Here is an 18429-nt window from a genome sequence, read left to right on the forward strand (position 1 = left end):
CCCTTGGATTAAAATTGATATTGAATAAATGTTATAGTGTTAAGGTGATTAAAATATCACCTGCTGTAACTATATCGCCTGCTTTGACATTAAGCTGTTCTATAATACCCGACTGAGATGCACAGATTTGAGTCTCCATTTTCATTGCTTCTAAAATTAACAGTGCTTCGCCTTTAGAAACTTTTTGTCCTTCTTCTACTAATACTTTCCAAATATTTCCCGACATTGGTGCAGTAATTGCCGTATCAAGCGGTGTGCTTGCAGTTTGTTCTGCTGGTTTTGGTGTTGCAGATTTTTGTTTGGAACTCACCGCTTGTTCTACTATTACTTCGCCAGTAGGTTCTGGTTCAAAGGCATCAGGATTTCCCCGATTTTCAAGGAATTTCCAACCAATTTGCGGGAAAAGAGCGACAATTAAAACATCATCGATGACATTTTCTGATAGGGTTATGCCTTTCTCTTTGGCTTGCTGTTGAATTTCTGCTGAAAGTTTTTCCATTTCAGGTAAAAGGTGATCAGCAGGGCGATCAGTAATTGGCATTTTTCCATCAAGGACTTTTGCTTGTAACTCAGCATTTACTGGAGCAGGAGTTTTACCATATTCCCCTTTTAAAATCCCTGCTGCTTCATTTGCAATATTTTTATAACGCTCTCCAAGTAATACGTTGATTACTGATTGTGTGCCGACGATTTGTGATGTGGGCGTAACTAATGGAATGTAGCCTAAATCTTTACGTACTCGTGGAATTTCTTGTAAAACAAGGTCTAATTTATCCATCGCATTTTGTTGTTTTAGCTGGCTTTCAAGGTTAGTCAGCATACCGCCTGGGACTTGAGAAATTAAAATACGGCTGTCAGAACCCCGTAATTGCCCTTCAAATTGGCGGTATTTTTTACGGACTTCACGGAAATAGGCAGCAATTTTTTCTAATTTCTGGATATCTAGCCCCGTATCGTAAGGGGTATTGTGTAAAGTGGCGACTATTGCTTCGGTTGCAGGGTGTCCGTAAGTTCCACTCATTGATGAAATAGAGGTATCAATACCATCAACACCTGCTTCAATAGCTTTGAGCTGTGTCATTTCTGCGATACCAGTGGTCGAGTGGCAGTGTAAATGAAGTTGTATATCATATTGTTGTTTGATTGCACTGACTAAGCGTTCTGCTTCCATTGGTGTGAGAATACCTGACATATCTTTGATAACGAGAGAATCTATACCGATTTCAAGAAGTTGTTCGGTTAATTCTAGCCAAGTATTTAGAGAGTGAACGGGGCTTGTGGTGTAGCTTAGTGTACCCTGTGCGTGTCCACCATTAGATCTCACCGCTTGTAAGGCTTGTTTCATATTGCGAGGATCATTCATTGCATCAAATACTCGGAATACCGACATTCCATTTCTAATGGCTCGTTCTACAAATTTATCTACAACATCATCAGCATAGTGGCGATAGCCTAGTAAATTCTGCCCTCGTAATAACATTTGTAGCGGGGTTTTTGGCATTGCTTTTTTTAGCTCTCTTAAACGAATCCAAGGATCTTCGCCGAGAAAGCGAATACAGGCATCAAAAGTTGCACCTCCCCAAGCTTCAAGCGACCAGTATCCGATATCATCAAGTTCTTTTGCGATAGGTAACATATCATTTAGGCGTAAGCGGGTAGCAAAAAGTGATTGATGGGCATCTCGTAGTACAACGTCGGTGATTTTGATCTGTTTTGCTAAAGGAAGTTGAGGTGTCATTGTTGTTCTCCAAAAAGGGTTGATACCTTGTTGTTGCTATAATTAACTACATTTGTATTAAAAGAGAAATTGACGAAATTGTTAAGTAATTGTCAATAATAAGTTATCTTACTGTTTTTCAAAATGATTTCCACGACAGACTTCACATTTTTGCAAAATATTAAGGAAATTCGACCGCTTTTTTGCTAAGGTATGCCCATTTTTTGAGTTGAGAGATAAAGAATGAACGAGATAGAAGCCTCACCCGCTCCTGAATCAGAAACAACCCATTTTGGGTTTAAAACGGTAGCAAAAGAAGAAAAGCAACAGTTAGTGGCTAATGTTTTTCATAGCGTAGCAGACAAGTATGATCTGATGAATGATCTGCTTTCTTTCGGTATTCATCGTGTTTGGAAGCGATTTACAATTGATTGTAGTGGGGTGCGTAAAGGGCAGAAAGTGTTAGATCTTGCTGGGGGAACAGGCGATTTTAGTGCAAAGTTTTCTCGTATTGTAGGCGAGAGTGGAGAGGTTGTTCTTGCTGATATTAATAGCTCAATGTTGCAGGTTGGACGTGATAAATTGCGTAATTTGGGCATAGTAGGCAATGTGAATTACGTGCAAGCTAATGCCGAGAGTTTACCTTTTGCTGACAATACTTTTGATTGTATTGTGATTAGTTTTGGTTTGCGTAATGTAACAGATAAAGATAAAGCATTGCGATCAATGTATAGAGTGTTAAAGCCAGGTGGGCGTTTGTTAGTGTTGGAATTCTCCAAACCTATTATTGATCCATTAAGTCAAGTATATAATTTTTATTCGTTTAATATTCTGCCTAAAATTGGTGAAACTGTGGTTAATGATGGCGAAAGCTACCGCTATTTAGCAGAGTCTATCCGAATGCACCCAAAACAAGATGAGTTGAAAGCAATGATGGAAAATGCGGGGTTTGAAAGTGTGAATTATTATAATTTAAGTGCTGGTATTGTGGCATTACATAGGGGCTATAAATTCTAATGAGCAGTTTGTTACAACAGTTGATGTTGCCACAATTTGCCACAGCGGGGGCAGAGTCATTTTTTAATCATTTATTAGCACATTCGCCACATTTATCCCCTATTTTGCGTAAATTAGATGGGAAGATTTTGCATATTCAGCTTAATCAACCAACCTTTAGCAGCTTTATTCTCTTTAGTTCCCAAAGAACGGATTGGCTTTCTCTTTATGAAGGCGAACCTGATTGTTCGGTCAGCTTAGAAGCCAGTGCGTTACCGAAATTAGCGGATAAAGCGAAATTGACATCATTGATCAATGATAAAACGTTGATATTACAAGGTGATATTCAAGTTTTACAGCATTTTACGCAACTGCTTGATCAAATTGAAAAAGATCCTGCGGAATGGCTTTCCCCTTTTGTTGGTGATGTCATCGCTCAAACCACGACAGATTTTGTTCGTAACGTGTTTTACAAAGCGAAAAACCAAGTGGCTCGAAGTAGCCAAAATATGGTGGATAATTTGATGGTTGAGCGTCCAGTACTTGTTCATCGTTTAGAGGTGGCTCATTTTTGCGATCAAGTGGAATTGCTTGCCCAACAAGCGGTAAGATTAGAGCAACAATTTTCAACATTAACTATAGTGAGCAAAAAAGAGAGTTAGATGACTATAAAAAACCTCCGCCGTCTTTATCATATTATCCATACTTTTTTACGCTATGGGATAGATGAAGCGATCCCTAATGTGCCTGTTACTCGTTCGGCTCGATTGATGCGGAAATCATTATTTTGGGTAAAAAACCAATATCCAAATGAACCGCTGGGCGTACGTTTACGTTTGGCATTACAAGAACTTGGTCCTGTTTGGATAAAATTGGGTCAAATGCTTTCAACTCGTCGGGATATGTTCTCTCCTGAATTAGCTGATCAACTAGCGTTGCTACAAGACTCCGTTACTCCTTTTGAGGGTAAATTGGCACGGGAAATTATTGAACGAGCCTTAGGTGATAAATTGGAAACGTGGTTTGAAGATTTTGATGAAATAGCTCTTGCTTCAGCTTCGATTGCACAAGTCCATACTGCAAAATTTAATCAAAACCAACCGCTTGCAGGTAAAGAAGTGGTTCTTAAAGTGATACGTCCTGATATTGAAGCAGTGATTAAAGACGATTTGGCTTTAATGTATCGTTTGGCGGGCTGGATTCCTCGTTTATCAAAAGAAGGGAAACGATTACGGGCTACAGAAGTCGTTCGAGAGTATGAAAAAACGGTTTTAGATGAGCTAGATTTGCGTAAAGAAATGGCAAATGCAGTACGTTTACGAGCAAATTTTGAAGGTAGCGAAATGCTATATGTACCAGAAATGTATCAAGCTTTCTGCCATAAAAATGTGATTGTAATGGAACGAATTTATGGTATTCCTGTGTCAAATATCGCAGAACTTGAGGCGAATGGCACAGCAATGAAGTTATTGGCGGAGCGAGGGGTCACGGTATTTTTCACTCAAGTATTCCGTGATAGCTTTTTCCATGCGGATATGCACCCGGGTAATATTTTCGTCAATCCTAAGCATCCTGAAAATCCACAATATATTGGCATTGATTGTGGCATTGTTGGTACACTAAATCAGAATGATAAACGCTATTTAGCTGAAAGTTTTGTCGCGTTCTTTAATCGTGATTATCGCCGAGTTGCATTGCTACACGTAGAGTCTGGTTGGACACCTGCAGATACAGATATTGATGCGTTTGAGCAAGCTTTTCGTGAAGTATGCGAGCCTATTTTTGCTAAACCATTGTCAGAAATTTCGTTTGGGTTAGTCTTACTCAATTTATTTAATGTTGCTCGTGAATTTAATATGCAGGTACAACCCCAATTAGTACTACTGCAAAAAACATTACTTTATATTGAAGGCCTAGGGAGACAACTTTATCCACAATTAGATTTATGGCAAACAGCAAAACCGTTTTTACAAGATTGGCTTGATGAGCAAATGGGAGTGCAGTCGATGTTACGTCAAATTCAGCAACGTTTACCGCAATTTCGTGAGCATTTTGCTGAATTTCCTGAAGCAGTATTCCAAGCATTACAACAGCAAAAGCAAATAAATTACCGCCTTGCTGAAATTAATCAGAGTTTGAATAGCCAAAATAATATGGGGCTAGGGCAAGCGGTATTATTGAGTAGTATTTTTGTTGGGACTCTGTGGAAATTTGATGACATACCATTATGGTTAAGTTTGCCAGTGTTGCTTTTGACATTAGGTATAGGGTTGAAGAAATGTTTTATCAAAAGTTTATTCGATGTAAATAGATAAATAAAAAACGCAAGCCAATGGCTTGCGTTTTAGTTTATATGGCGGAGGAAGTGAGATTCGAACTCACGGAGGGCGTAAACCCTCGCCGGTTTTCAAGACCGGTGCCTTCAACCACTCGACCATTCCTCCGTGTTGAAAACAATATTTTTACTTTATTAAGGAAAAACCTGCTACTAAATCAATTAGCAACAGGCTAGAATTTGATGGCGGAGGAAGTGAGATTCGAACTCACGGAGGGCGCAAACCCTCGCCGGTTTTCAAGACCGGTGCCTTCAACCGCTCGACCATTCCTCCGTTGAAAACAGGCAAAATAATATAGATAACTGGTAAAACGGTCAAGAAAAAAATGTATAAATATATTTAAATGCGTTATTTTTCAGCATTTATTCTTTCCGTATAAGCCAAATTCCGCTTTCAATATGGTGTGTATAAGGGAATTGGTCAAACAATGCACATTTTTCAATGCGATGAGTTTCACAGAGAGTCTGTAAATTTTCTACTAATGTGGTTGGATTACAGGAAATATATAAAATACGCTCATAGCTTTGTACCATTTTTAATGTCTCTGCATCAAGTCCTGCTCGTGGTGGATCAACAAAAATAGTATTACACTCATACTCTTTCAAATTTACGCCTTTTAAACGGTAAAATTCTCTTACTCCTTGAATGGCTTGCGTGAATTCATTTGCGGACATTCGGATAATAGTTAAATTTTCAATACCGTTTTGCTTAATATTATATTGAGCGGATTCAACAGACGATTTCGCAATCTCTGTGGCAAGCACTTTACGAAAATTACTGGCGAGGGCAATCGAGAAATTGCCATTTCCACAGTAAAGTTCAAGTAAATCGCCTTGACTATTCGCAGTACATTGCCTTGCCCACTCTAGCATTTTAATATTCATTTTGCCGTTAGGTTGGGTAAAGCTATTTTCCATTTGCCGATAAATGTAAGGGGTATTATCTACTGTTAGTACTTCTTCGACATAATCGTGATCAAGTATAATTTTCTGCTTTGTTGCTCGTCCTATAATTTGGACATTAAAGCCGTAGCCCGTTAGCCTTTGTTTGAGTAATTTTGCCTGCTCACACCATTCATCAGTAAGTGGTTTATGATAGAGCATTGAGACGGCGATTTGCCCACTTAAGGTGCTTAAATAATCAATTTGAAATAGTTTGCGTGTAAGTATTTCATTGCCTTTAATTTCGGCTAATAATACAGTCATCATTCTGTTGATAAGCTGGCTCGCAATAGGAAATTGATCAACTCGATAACGTTCCTTTGTTACAGGATCGAACATAATATGATAGAGATCGTGGCTATCGTGCCATACTCGAAATTCAGCCCGTAGGCGAAAGTGGCTTGGTTCTGAGGCAAAAACATCGAGTTTAGGTGCAGAAAATGGCGCAAGTAAAGCGGTAAGATCTGCTGTTTTTTTTGCAAGAAGTTCTGGATATTGTGAGATAGGTAAGGTCATTGTTCTGTTTGTTGGCTAAAAGAAAAGAAAGAAGACGCCGATAGGCGTCATCATTGGTATAGTTATTTATTCAGAATCATCGCCACTGCCGATATCACCACTGACATCGCCAGAAAGTGTGTATATGCGTTTAGTTTTAGTGGTTAAGGTGCGGTATTTTACCCACACTTTTTCTAAAAATGTTTCGGGCGCTTTTTCACCTTTCATCACAGCTACAAATTGTTTTTCTTCTACTGTTGTTGGTTTACGCTCACCATTTTCTAAGGCTAAGCACGCTTGTCCAAATTGTTCCAAAGTTTGAGATTCACGAATTGTGTAATCACCGTGGCGTGAAAATCCTCTTGGGTAATTTTTATCATCAAAAAAACGGCGTGTAACGCTAAAACTCTCTGCCATAATATACCTCTTTGCTTGTGTTATTTAGGGAATAGATAAATTAAATTGGGGAAGCATTAAAGCTAAAACGCACCAAGAAATCAATGCTTTTTTATAAATTAAATAGGGATTGTGTTTGATTACTAAAAATCTGTTGTAAATAGAGGATAAGCAATCCATATTTTGGCAAAAATAGCGAAAAAGAGACCGCTTGTTATTTGGCTACAAGCGGTCTTTTTAGCTTAAAATTTACTTATTTTTTATTCACGAGGAGCGATTTCTTCACTCGGTGCTTGTCCTTCGGCTTCATCAGCTTTGGTTGGAGAGGTATTTTCTTTCTCTAAGGAAAGAGCGTCCCATACACTAGGTTTACGTTGTACAACTGTGCCGCCACTGGTGCAATAACGTTGTCCTTTATCTTTCCAAACAGGAATTTGACGTGGACTTGAACAGTCCCAAGCACCAAAGCTGTTAATCCCAACCCATTGAATATTCGGACTTTTTGGTAATTTAAATGGGGTTGGTAATGCCCGTTTAAGGTATTCTTTGTAGATTTGTAATGCTCCACTTGAACCTGTTAAATGGGTATCGCTATTATTGTCTTTTCCTAGCCAGACAGTCGTAATATGTTCACCATCAATACCAACAAACCAAGTATCACGGGCGTTATTGGTTGTACCTGTTTTACCTGCTAAATGGAGAGCTGAAAAATCATTTTGCAGGCTACGAGCAGTGCCTCGTTCAACGACTTGCTGCATTGCGTATAGGGTTTGAATTGAGGCTTCAGCAGGTAATATTTGATTATTGATACTGCCGAGATCTCGTTGATAAACTATTTCGCCTTCGGTTGAAATAATGGCTTCAATTGTCGTTAGTGGGATTTTTTTCCCTGAGTTAGCGATGACTTGATAAGATTTCGTTACATCATAAGGGGAAATAGAGTATGCACCCAGCAAGGTTGAAGGATATGGTGGAATTTTTGCGTCGTCCCAGCCCATTTCTTTTTGCTTTTCAATAACTTTTTTTAACCCCACTTTCATACCAATATTGACCGTTGGAATGTTCAATGAACGAACTAGTGCGTCCATTAACATCACAGAGCCACTAAAACGATGATCGTAGTTACGAGGCGACCACGGTGGGCTACCTTTGATACTGATCGTAATTGGTTGGTTATTCACAGGTGTATTTAAACGGAATAAATTCGGGTTAGATAAAGCGATTGCATAGATGGAAGGCTTAACAAGCGATCCGATCTGACGTTTTGTTTGCAAAGCTCGGTTAAAGCCCGCATATTGGGTTTGAACTCCCCCCACAATTGCTCGAACTTTACCTGTAGCATATTCAGCAACAACAACGGCAGATTGCAAATCTTTAATGCGTTTATTGGCATTTTCAAGATTAGCAATCCCATTGATTACTGCAAGTTCCGCAGAACGCTGTTGTTTTGGATCAAGTGTTGTAAAAATTTTTGCACCTGAGAGTAGGCTGGTATTAGATTCCCCAAGTTCTCGTTTAAGTTCAACATTTAAGGCGTGCATAAATGCTGGTTGCTGGCGATATACATTGCTTTTTTCTTTTACGCCAAGAGGCTGTTGTGCAAGGAAATCGTAATCGGATTGGGAGATTTTTTTATTATCCAGCAAAATATGTAGTACGACATTTCGCCGTTCCAAGGCGGCTTGTGGATTACGCCATGGATTGTAGAGTGAAGCCCCTTTTGCCATTCCCACTAATAATGCCATTTGTGATAAGCTAATTTCTTGTACAGGTCTGCCGAAATAAAATTGGCTTGCAAGAGCGAAGCCGTGAATTTGATAGCTACCGTTTTGCCCGAGATAAATTTCATTGAGATAAGTTTCGAGAATACGATTTTTATCGTAGCGAGCATCTAAAATAATCGACATCAAGGCTTCATTTATTTTACGTTCGAAGGACTTTTCGTTAGTTAGGAAAACATTTTTTACCAGTTGTTGAGTAAGCGTACTTGCGCCTTGCACTGTTTTGCCGGCCTGGTAATTAGTAATTAACGCTCTAGCGATACTTAATGGGCTAATGCCATTATGAGTATAAAAGCGTTTATCTTCCGTTAAAATTAATGTTTCAATCAGCAAACTTGGATAATTACGAAGGGGTAAGACTACCCGTTCTTCGTCATTATCGGAATGGAGCATTGCAATCCGTTTTGGATCAAGACGAAATTCATCAACTTCTTTTAAACGAACTAAATCTTCTATACGGGCTAATTTATCACCAACAAAGCGTAAACGTAGGACACGTTGTGCTTCAGGAGTTTCTGGAAAAGGAAATGCTCGGCGTAATACCACTAATGTATTATTTTCAATTTTAAAATCACCGGGTGTTGCAATAACAGAGACTTCACGATAGCCATTATCAATTAAAGCAAGTTTTACCTGTTCAAGGGTCAGATTATCATTTATTCGAATACTTTCGATTCGTGCATAAATTTCAGCCGGTAAACTCCAAACCTGGCCGTCCATTTTTGAGCGAATTTTCCCATCGAGATAAAGGCAATAAAGTGCGATACAGCAAGTGCCAAGTAAAGATAGTTTGAAACAAGCAGAAAGAAACTTGCGTTTTTTGCGTGGCGGTTTTGCTAGGTTATCTGAAAGCGATGTATTTTCAGATTCAAGTTCCTGTGGCTCTTTGTGTTGAGTATCCGACATAGGTTGACCATAAAATGAAATAAGCGGTTGGATTTTACAAGAATTTTGCGAAATTATGAATAAATCTTCCTATTTATCTCATAGTGATAAAATGAAAAACGGAATAATAATTTAAATTATACCGATGAATGAGTGATCTAACTTATCATTTTTTTAACATTTATTGTAATTTAGTAAGATGATAGATAGTTTTTTATACAAAATATAAATGTGAGTTATCTATATTTTTAAATAAATATTACAAAATTGATTGAGTAACAGACCGCTTATTCAGCGATCTGGAGCTAAAATAACCGCATTAATAATAGCGATTATCAATAACTTACGATTTTCACTAGCGTTTTTTGAGATAGATCACAAAACCAAATTTTTTATGTTAATAATTTGTAAATTATAGTTATAAATAATTAAAAATAGTGGCAAAATATCAGCAATTTTATGTGATACCTTTTATTTTCCCGAGGAGGAAATTGTGCAGACGGTTAATGTTGATATTGCTATTGTGGGTGCAGGCGGAAGTGGTTTACGTTCTGCTATTGCCGCTGCTGAGGCAAATCCTAATTTAAAAATTGCTTTAATTTCAAAAGTTTATCCAATGCGTAGCCATACAGTTGCGGCTGAAGGTGGGGCTGCTGCGGTAGTAAAAGATACCGATTCTTATGAAAAACATTTCCATGATACAGTAGGCGGTGGTGACTGGTTATGTGAACAAGATGTAGTGGAGTATTTTGTAGAGCATTCACCAGTGGAAATGACTCAACTAGAGCGCTGGGGCTGTCCTTGGAGTCGTAAAGATGATGGCGATATAAATGTACGTCGTTTTGGTGGTATGAAAATTGAACGGACGTGGTTTGCGGCCGATAAAACAGGTTTTCATTTACTTCATACGTTATTTCAAACATCAATTAAATATCCACAAATTATCCGTTTTGATGAGCATTTTGTATTAGATATTTTAGTTGATGACGGACACGCTCGTGGCTGTGTTGCAATGAATATGATGGAAGGCACTTTTGTGCAAATCAATGCAAACGCTGTTGTGATTGCTACTGGTGGTGGTTGTCGTGCATACCGCTTTAATACCAATGGTGGTATTGTTACTGGTGATGGGCTATCAATGGCATATCGCCACGGCGTGCCACTGCGTGATATGGAATTTGTCCAGTATCACCCAACAGGTTTGCCAAATACTGGCATTTTAATGACCGAAGGTTGCCGGGGTGAAGGTGGTATTTTGGTGAATAAAGATGGCTATCGTTATTTACAAGATTATGGTTTAGGACCAGAAACACCAATTGGTAAGCCTGAAAATAAATATATGGAATTAGGGCCTCGAGATAAAGTGTCTCAAGCTTTCTGGCAAGAATGGCGTAAGGGAAATACGTTAAAAACAGCGAAAGGTGTTGATGTTGTACATTTAGATTTACGCCATTTAGGTGAAAAATATTTACTTGAACGTTTACCATTTATTTGTGAGTTGGCTAAGGCTTATGAAGGGGTTGACCCAGCTAAACAGCCTATTCCAGTACGCCCTGTTGTGCATTATACAATGGGAGGTATTGAAGTTGATGCTCAAACAGAAACATCGATTAAAGGATTATTTGCTGTTGGCGAATGTGCATCTTCAGGGTTACACGGTGCAAATCGTTTAGGCTCAAACTCGCTAGCTGAAATTGTCGTATTTGGTAAAGTTGCAGGGGAAATGGCCGCTCGTCGTGCGGAAGAGACGACAACTCGTAATCAAGCAATCATTGATGCACAAGCACAAGATGTAATTAATCGAGTTTATGCATTAGCTCGTCAAGAAGGTGAAGAATCTTGGTCACAAATTCGTAATGAGATGGGCGATTCAATGGAAGAAGGTTGTGGTATTTATCGTACACAAGAGAGTATGGAAGCAACGGTTGCTAAGATTGCGGAATTAAAAGACCGCTATAAACGTATTAAGGTGAAAGATACGTCTAGTGTCTTTAATACGGATTTACTCTATAAAATTGAATTAGGCTATATTCTTGATGTTGCACAATCTATTTCATCTTCTGCAGTAGATCGTAAGGAGTCTCGTGGAGCACATCAACGTTTAGATTATGTAGAGCGTGATGATGTGAATTATTTAAAACATACTCTTGCTTTCTATAATGAAAATGGCGCGCCAACTATCAAATATAGCGATGTAAAAATTACTAAATCGCAACCAGCAAAACGTGTATATGGTGCAGAAGCAGAAGCTCAAGAAAAAGCAGCAAAAAAGGAGCAATAAAAGATGAGTAACCTAAGCAAAATGACGGTTGAGGTACTTCGTTATAACCCTGAGAAAGATAACGAACCATCTTTAAGCAAATATGAAGTGCCTTATGATAGCCAAACTTCTTTACTTGATGCACTTGGTTATATTAAAGATGAATTAGAACCAGAACTTTCATTCCGTTGGTCTTGCCGTATGGCAATCTGCGGCTCTTGTGGAATGATGGTGAATGGAAAGCCTAAATTAGCTTGTAAAACATTTTTGCGTGATTACAGTGGCCATATGCGGATCGAGCCACTTGCTAATTTCCCTATTGAGAAAGATTTGGTTGTTGATTTAAGCCATTTTATTGAGAGTTTGGAGTCTATCAAGCCGTATATTATTGATAATAAAGCACCACCGTTAGACGGTAAACCTCATTCAGCAGAAGAACTAGCTAAAAGTCGTACAAAGCAGACACCTGCTCAATTAGAAAAATATCGTACATTCTCAATGTGTATCAACTGTGGTTTATGTTATGCCGCTTGTCCACAATTTGGATTAAACCCAGAATTTGTCGGACCTGCTGCATTAACACTGGCACACCGATATAATTTAGATAACCGTGATAATGGTAAAGCAGAGCGAATGAAGATTATCAATGGTAAAAATGGGGTATGGAGTTGTACCTTTGTGGGTTATTGCTCTGAGGTCTGTCCAAAACATGTTAATCCGTCATCAGCAGTCAATCAAGGTAAAATTGAAAGTGCCAAAGATTATGTATTTGCAATGCTGAAACCACAGAAGTAAGGAGAGAAAAATGACAACAGTAGCAAGTAAACGTAAAAAGTATGTACGTGAAGTATCTCCAACGTGGTGGAAGCGGTTAGATTTTTATAAATTTTACGTTTTACGTGAGAGTACATCCGTACCAACATTGTGGTTCTGCTTAGAACTATTTTATGGATTAGTATGTTTAGGTAATGGTAATTTTGAGAGTAGCTTTATTGGCTTTCTACAAAATCCGTTAGTCGTTATTCTGAATATTATTACTCTAGGAGCAGTATTATTGAATAGCTTTACGTTTTTTAATATGGCACCACAAATGATGAATATCATTGTAAAAAATCAACGTATTGATGTGAAATTAGTTTCTCGGGTATTTTGGGGAATTACTGCATTTGTTAGCTTATTAGCTTTGATTCTAGTTTAGGAGTAGAAAATGGATAAACTTAACCCAAAACGTTCTAATGAACCTAGTGTATGGCTACTTTTTGGTGCTGGTGGAGCAATTAGTGCAGTATTTTTCCCGGTCTTAGTACTTATTTTAGGATTTCTGTTGCCTTTTGGTTTAATATCTCCTGATAATATTGTACTGTTTTCTCACACTTGGATTGGTAAATTAGCAATTTTAGCTCTACTGATTTTCCCAATGTGGTGTGCAATGCATCGTATTCATTTGGGGTTACATGATTTTAAAATACATGTCCCTGCGGGTGGTTGGATTTTCTACGGATTATCTACATTGTATTCAGTATTAGTATTATTTGCAGTGCTTAATCTTTAGGCATATGTTTTTCTAATGAATTATGATTAACGGCTTTCTCTAATAGAAAGCCGTTTCTTTATAAATAAGAATAATTTATCTTGTATAACCTTGTGTTACAATGAGAATATAATTTTTAATGGTATTTAGAACGATGAATGAGACACTACAACACACGTCAGATTTAGCACAAGGCTATAATGATCTGCCTTATACTTCTAACGTATTTACTCATTGCCAACCAACACGTTTACATGCACTTGCAAAGATGAAAGGATTAGATCCTGCTCCGTTAGCTAATGCAAAAGTACTTGAAATTGGATGTTCGTATGGAGGTAATTTATTACCTTATGCAATCCGCTATCCGAATAGTCAGATAGTTGGCATTGATTTGGCTGAATATCAAATCAATGTGGGAAAGCAAATGATGCAAGCAGTAGGGGTTGAGAATGTAGAATTAGTTACTGCTGATATTAGTCAAGTAAGTTTTAAGATTCAATTTGATTATATTATTTGTCACGGTGTGTTTAGTTGGGTACCAGAATCAGTACAACAAGCGATTTTACAAACAATTCAAGATTATTTGGCACCAAATGGTATTGCTTATGTTAGTTATAACACTTATCCAGGCTGGAAAATAAAGGATATTGCAAAAGAATTAATGCTTTTTAGTAGTCATTCAAATTTACCTCTGTTGGAACGGGCTGAACAGTCATTTGGGGCATTAAAATTTACAAGCGATATTTTTGAAAGATCGTTAAATCCATTTGCTAATGTATTAGCGAATACCTTTAAAGATATAATGAAGTCAGAGAAGTATTATATCGCTCATGAATATTTTGAGGGATATAATAATCCATTATATTTTAAAGATTTTATTCAAAAAATTTCTAAATATAATTTATCTTATGTAACAGATAGTACCAGACCAATTATTTTTCATCATTTCCTTTTTCAAAATGAAGAATATAATCAAATATGTCAGTTTTTTGAGAACAAACTTGAAAGCGTGGAACAATACGTTGATTTTATTGAAAATAGACAATTCAGAACAAGTATTATTACACATAAAGCAAATTTAGATACACACGAGATTTCTAATAATATTGAAGAATATTCCTATTGCCATCATTTTTATGATATCTATTTTGCAGTGAAAATTGAATTTGTTGAGGCAACACCTGAAAAAGCTGCTTATTGGACGACATCCGTTGGAAGTTTAGAACTTTTTTATACTCCTCTAAGAGCACATTTATTTGAATATTTACAATCAAAAAATGAACCTTGCAAGGTAAGAGATGTATTTGATTGGTTATCACAATTTCCAGAATATAATGAAGAAGAAGTTATTAGTACATTATTTATTCTTATTCATTCTTATGGAACATATCTATCTTTTAGTCCAAAGAAAGCATCGTCTTATAAGAAAAAACCTAAAATTATAGAGAAATATAGAAACTTTATTAAGTTTGTTATGTTTAATCCAGACATTACAAACTTATCAGATAAATATTATCAACCAATTAAGTTGGATTTCTTTTCTCAACATTTAGCACAATATCTTGATGGAACAAGAACAATTGCTGATTTAACTAAACAAGTTCGTCAAGATTTTGAGAATGGTACTCTCTCTTTAGTTAAAAATGGCATAGAAATTAGCAGTAATGATTTCTCAGATAAAGAAATTAAACAGATGGTTAATAATGGTTTGAAATTATTAGATATTAACGGTTTTTTTGACGTTCACTTACGATAATAAAAGGAAAATAAAATGAAATTATTTCTACATTTATTTGCTGCGATTAGTGTTATATACTCATCGTTTGTTTTTGCAGAAACACTATCAGTTCCTAATGTAAAAAAAGAAGTAACTGAAGTGCTTAAAATGAGCAAGCCGGCTGTAAATGAGTCGCTTAATCATACTAAACAAGCGGTTGGATTAACAAAAGATTCTGCTAAGAAATCGGTTTTAGAAAAAGCAGCTATTATAAAAAAAGATATTACTCAAAAAGTAACGACTAGTGAAACTCCGACTAAAAAAATGCCAAAAGTGAATGTAAATAAAGCAGATATAGCAACCTTGCAAACACTCAATGGAATTGGTGAGGTAAAAGCGAAAGCAATTATTGATTACCGTAATAAAAAAGGAAAAATCAAAAATATTAATGAGTTATCAAAAGTATCTGGAATTGGTGAATCAACCCTTGAAAAGTTAAAAGGCTTAGTGAGTTTCTAGCCTTAGTTTTTAGATTTGAACACTAAATAATAACAAATGGCAGCATTGGTTGCCATTTTTAATATTGGTTAAAGTAAGCGCTAATACCAATAACTAAAGTAAAAATGATTAGCCAAATCAAATGTAATTTAACGCTTTTTCGGTTAATTTCTTCATTATGTAAACGGCGTTGTTCTAATTTCTGTGTATAACTTGCCATATTATTTTCACTAAATGAAAAACCGCAGTGAATACAAACTGTGGAAGATTCACTGATTTTGTGGCGGCATTCAGGACAGCGATGTAGTGCCATTATTTTTTTCTTCCATAATAATACGAAGTTGTTGCATAAATTCTTTAGGGTTTTCCCAATGGGTATTATGCCCAGCATGTGAAATAAGCCGATAAGGCAGATTGTTTTGATAGGCTATTTGTTGAAATTTATTATCTTGTTCTCCAATTAGAAAATAAATATTTTCCCAAGTACTACCACTAAAATTTTCTTGTTTAGCAAGGCTTGTAGCTTTGAGCATATGTGCAATTTGTAAGCCGTTATTCTTTTGTCGATTATTGATAAGATCTAACCGCTTGTTCGTACTTAATTGCCTAAACACAGGCTGTTGATACCAATCTGTTAATACGTTTCGAATAGGCTCTGTTCGAAAACGTTCTGCCCAATGACAATCATTTTGCCAGCGGTTTGCGCGTTCTTGCTCAGAATTTAAACCAATATTTGTACCTTCCAACACCGTACCGAGCTGTTTAGGATTACGATTATTTAATGTGTAGTCTAGGGCTAATCGTCCACCGAGTGAATAACCGACAAGCCAAAATGGCTCATTACCCAGTAAATTATTGAGTGTAGAATGTAGTAGCTGACGCATTTCAGCAAAATTAGTACAAGGAATATTTTGGCTTTCACCATGAAAGGGGAGATCAAGGGTAAGCGGTCGGATTTCGGGAATTATTTGCAAATAATCGAAGCATTTTTCCCAATCCTGTTTAGACCCGAGCAAGCCGTGTAGAAACACAACAGGCTTGCCACGTTTTTTATACCATTGGTAGGCGAGCATTAATCAATAATTGCTTGAGAGATTTGTTCAATGATACCTTTATATAAAGCACTACCTTCTTGGTCATTGACTTTAATTTCCACTAGCGTAACGCCCTTGCGTGCATAGGCTTGTTTGAGTTTGGTGCCTAAATCTGCCCAAGTATACGGGCGTAAATATTCCAAGCCAAACATTGTCGCTATTTGTGAGAATTCAAGATTATGCGATAAGCGATAAAATTTCTCTTTTGCGACAGGATCGACTGGTAGCATATCAAAAATTGCTCCCCCATTATTGTTGATAATAAATAGAATGGTTGGTTGCGTAATTTGGCGTAGTAGAGCAATAGAATTGAGATCGTGCAGAGCGGAAATATCGCCAATAACACCCACGGTTGGAGCATTCGAACCTTTTGCGATTCCTGCCATTGTTGCAATTAAACCATCAATGCCGCTTGCCCCACGATTGGTATAAATAGGGTAATTTTCAGGGAGTTTACATAACGCATCAACTAAACGGACAAATAGGCTATTACCTAAAAAGAGATTGCCATTTGCAGGTAGAACTCGTTCAATATGATGAGCGAGAGAGACTTCATTCAAATTTCCGCCAATTTGTTGTTCAATAAATTTGGCACAAAATTGTGATAGGGCTAATGGTTCAAGTTGCCACGGTTTCTGTCTAAGTGGTGGATGAACACGAGTAAAATGGTGTGCTTTAGCAATAAAACGTGTTTGATGATGTGCAAATGGGTTAATGTAATCTTGAGATTGCTCAACTAGCCAAAACTCGCCTTTGAAATTTGCTAAAAAGTGATTGACTCGTTTACTGACGATTTGAGAACCAAATTGGATAACAATATCTGCTTGTAATAGGCGTTGTTCAACAGTTTTATTTGATAACCAAATATCCGCAAACGGTAGACTTGCCTCAATACCTGATTGTACATCGCTAATCAAGCACCAACCTAGTGTCTCTGCCCACAGTTTCAACCCCATACCTTGTTCTAATGGCAATTTACCTACAACGACAACGCCTCGTTTTGTTCGCCAGTAATCCCAATTTTCGTGCATTAATACATCTTGTTGCGTATCTTGTTGATCGATCCATCTAGTTTTAGCGCCTTGATTGAGCCAACGTTGGATTGGTGTCAGCCAAGGATCTTGTGTAATTGCGGATTCATCAGCTTCATATAAAGGCTCAGCGAAAGGCGCATTGATATGAATGACACCATTTTGTCGACTTTGCTCGTTACAGGCTTGTTCCACAACAGAAATAAGCCAGTTTGGGCTGAAATCTCTTGAGGGTTTTGGTAAGTTGAGGTTAACAAGCGGGTAGTTACCAAATAAATTTTGCTGTTCAATCGCTTGATTTACTCCGCAGCCAATGAGTTCTGGTGGACGATCGGCTGAAAGAACAATAAGTTTGTGATGAGTAAGGCTGGCTTCAATCACGGCTGGCAATAAATTTGCGACAGCTGTTCCAGACGTAACAATAATTGCAACGGGAGCTTGGGTTGTTTTAGCAATCCCTAAAGCAAAAAAACCTAAACCTCGCTCATCAAAATGGCTATGGCAGTCCACTAAATTTTGTTGTTGCAACTGCAAGGCTTCAAGAGTGAGAGGTGTAGAGCGTGAGCCCGGCGCGATACAAAAATGCTTTACGCCATAGCGTAATAATGCATTTAAAATCACGTGCGACCAAGAACGGTTGAAAGTGCTAGTGTTGTTCATATTCGTTTTTTTAGTGGTAACTGCAAAATAGGTTAATTATAGCAAAAATTAGCAAGCTTTTCGTTAAATCTTACCGCTTGTTGTGCAATTT

Annotated in this window: 16 protein-coding genes and 2 tRNA genes; 9 read left to right on the forward strand and 9 right to left on the reverse strand. The window is 37.3% G+C overall.

Annotated elements, in window-relative coordinates:
• Positions 1-31: 31 nt before the first annotated feature.
• The gene (gene oadA, locus A6B43_RS05080) at positions 32-1738 is read right to left on the reverse strand and encodes a sodium-extruding oxaloacetate decarboxylase subunit alpha (RefSeq protein WP_124211443.1); all 1707 of its coding nucleotides are present in this window, start codon (positions 1736-1738) and stop codon (positions 32-34) included.
• Between the two features lie 222 nt (positions 1739-1960).
• Here oadA and ubiE point away from each other — a divergent pair, with 222 nt between their 5' ends.
• Genes ubiE through ubiB form a run of 3 tightly spaced genes read left to right on the forward strand, consistent with a single transcriptional unit; the run spans position 1961 to position 5028 of the window.
• Entirely contained in the window at positions 1961-2734 is a 774-nt protein-coding gene (gene ubiE, locus A6B43_RS05085; protein ID WP_124211444.1) for a bifunctional demethylmenaquinone methyltransferase/2-methoxy-6-polyprenyl-1,4-benzoquinol methylase UbiE, read from the forward strand.
• Positions 2734-3375 carry a ubiquinone biosynthesis accessory factor UbiJ gene (locus A6B43_RS05090; protein WP_124211445.1) on the forward strand — a complete coding sequence of 214 codons (642 nt, stop codon included), beginning with the start codon at positions 2734-2736 and terminating at the stop codon, positions 3373-3375. The genes ubiE and A6B43_RS05090 overlap by 1 nt, the downstream gene beginning before the upstream one ends.
• Positions 3376-5028 (forward strand): ubiquinone biosynthesis regulatory protein kinase UbiB, encoded by a 1653-nt coding sequence (gene ubiB, locus A6B43_RS05095; protein WP_124211446.1) that lies wholly within the window; start codon positions 3376-3378, stop codon positions 5026-5028.
• 39 nt (positions 5029-5067) lie between these two features.
• Here ubiB and A6B43_RS05100 read toward each other — a convergent pair.
• From A6B43_RS05100 to mrcB, 5 genes are all read right to left on the reverse strand, one after another.
• A tRNA-Ser gene (locus A6B43_RS05100) sits at positions 5068-5157 on the reverse strand.
• Positions 5158-5232: 75 nt separating this feature from the next.
• Positions 5233-5322: transfer RNA gene (locus tag A6B43_RS05105), tRNA-Ser, on the reverse strand.
• A gap of 89 nt (positions 5323-5411) precedes the next feature.
• Positions 5412-6506 (reverse strand): tRNA (uridine(54)-C5)-methyltransferase TrmA, encoded by a 1095-nt coding sequence (gene trmA, locus A6B43_RS05110; RefSeq protein ID WP_124211447.1) that lies wholly within the window; start codon positions 6504-6506, stop codon positions 5412-5414.
• 66 nt (positions 6507-6572) lie between these two features.
• Positions 6573-6902 carry a MaoP family protein gene (locus A6B43_RS05115; RefSeq protein WP_124211448.1) on the reverse strand — a complete coding sequence of 110 codons (330 nt, stop codon included), beginning with the start codon at positions 6900-6902 and terminating at the stop codon, positions 6573-6575.
• A gap of 239 nt (positions 6903-7141) precedes the next feature.
• Positions 7142-9568, reverse strand: coding sequence for a penicillin-binding protein 1B (gene mrcB / locus A6B43_RS05120; RefSeq protein ID WP_124211449.1), 2427 nt, complete (start codon positions 9566-9568; stop codon positions 7142-7144).
• A 472-nt stretch (positions 9569-10040) separates the two neighbouring features.
• On the opposite strand from mrcB, the gene frdA reads away from it, so the two are divergent.
• The 6 genes from frdA to A6B43_RS05150 all read left to right on the forward strand — a co-directional run bounded on the left by frdA (position 10041) and on the right by A6B43_RS05150 (position 15574).
• The gene (gene frdA / locus A6B43_RS05125; RefSeq protein ID WP_124211450.1) at positions 10041-11828 is read left to right on the forward strand and encodes a fumarate reductase (quinol) flavoprotein subunit; all 1788 of its coding nucleotides are present in this window, start codon (positions 10041-10043) and stop codon (positions 11826-11828) included.
• Positions 11829-11831: 3 nt separating this feature from the next.
• Positions 11832-12602: a succinate dehydrogenase/fumarate reductase iron-sulfur subunit gene (locus A6B43_RS05130; protein ID WP_124211451.1), complete on the forward strand. Its 771-nt coding sequence runs from the start codon at positions 11832-11834 to the stop codon at positions 12600-12602.
• 10 nt (positions 12603-12612) lie between these two features.
• Positions 12613-13005, forward strand: a complete 393-nt coding sequence (frdC, locus tag A6B43_RS05135) for a fumarate reductase subunit FrdC (RefSeq protein WP_124211452.1) — start codon at positions 12613-12615, stop codon at positions 13003-13005.
• Between the two features lie 9 nt (positions 13006-13014).
• On the forward strand, positions 13015-13359 hold the full coding sequence (gene frdD / locus A6B43_RS05140; protein ID WP_124211453.1) for a fumarate reductase subunit FrdD: 345 nt from the start codon (positions 13015-13017) through the stop codon (positions 13357-13359).
• A 133-nt stretch (positions 13360-13492) separates the two neighbouring features.
• Positions 13493-15094 carry a methyltransferase regulatory domain-containing protein gene (locus A6B43_RS05145; protein ID WP_237306856.1) on the forward strand — a complete coding sequence of 534 codons (1602 nt, stop codon included), beginning with the start codon at positions 13493-13495 and terminating at the stop codon, positions 15092-15094.
• A 15-nt stretch (positions 15095-15109) separates the two neighbouring features.
• The gene (locus A6B43_RS05150; RefSeq protein ID WP_124211454.1) at positions 15110-15574 is read left to right on the forward strand and encodes a ComEA family DNA-binding protein; all 465 of its coding nucleotides are present in this window, start codon (positions 15110-15112) and stop codon (positions 15572-15574) included.
• A gap of 58 nt (positions 15575-15632) precedes the next feature.
• Here the strand turns inward: A6B43_RS05150 and A6B43_RS05155 are convergent, their stop codons facing one another.
• From A6B43_RS05155 to menD, 3 genes are read right to left on the reverse strand one after another with little or no spacing between them, the layout of a single operon-like run.
• Positions 15633-15866 (reverse strand): zinc ribbon domain-containing protein, encoded by a 234-nt coding sequence (locus A6B43_RS05155; protein ID WP_124211455.1) that lies wholly within the window; start codon positions 15864-15866, stop codon positions 15633-15635.
• Entirely contained in the window at positions 15844-16626 is a 783-nt protein-coding gene (menH, locus tag A6B43_RS05160) for a 2-succinyl-6-hydroxy-2,4-cyclohexadiene-1-carboxylate synthase (protein WP_124211456.1), read from the reverse strand. Before menH ends, A6B43_RS05155 begins: the two co-directional genes overlap by 23 nt.
• Entirely contained in the window at positions 16626-18338 is a 1713-nt protein-coding gene (gene menD / locus A6B43_RS05165) for a 2-succinyl-5-enolpyruvyl-6-hydroxy-3-cyclohexene-1-carboxylic-acid synthase (RefSeq protein WP_124211457.1), read from the reverse strand. Before menD ends, menH begins: the two co-directional genes overlap by 1 nt.
• Between the last annotated feature and the right edge of the window lie 91 nt (positions 18339-18429).

It is taken from the genome of Vespertiliibacter pulmonis (genome assembly GCF_013377275.1).
In the GTDB taxonomy this organism is placed as follows: Bacteria; Pseudomonadota; Gammaproteobacteria; order Enterobacterales; family Pasteurellaceae; genus Vespertiliibacter; species Vespertiliibacter pulmonis.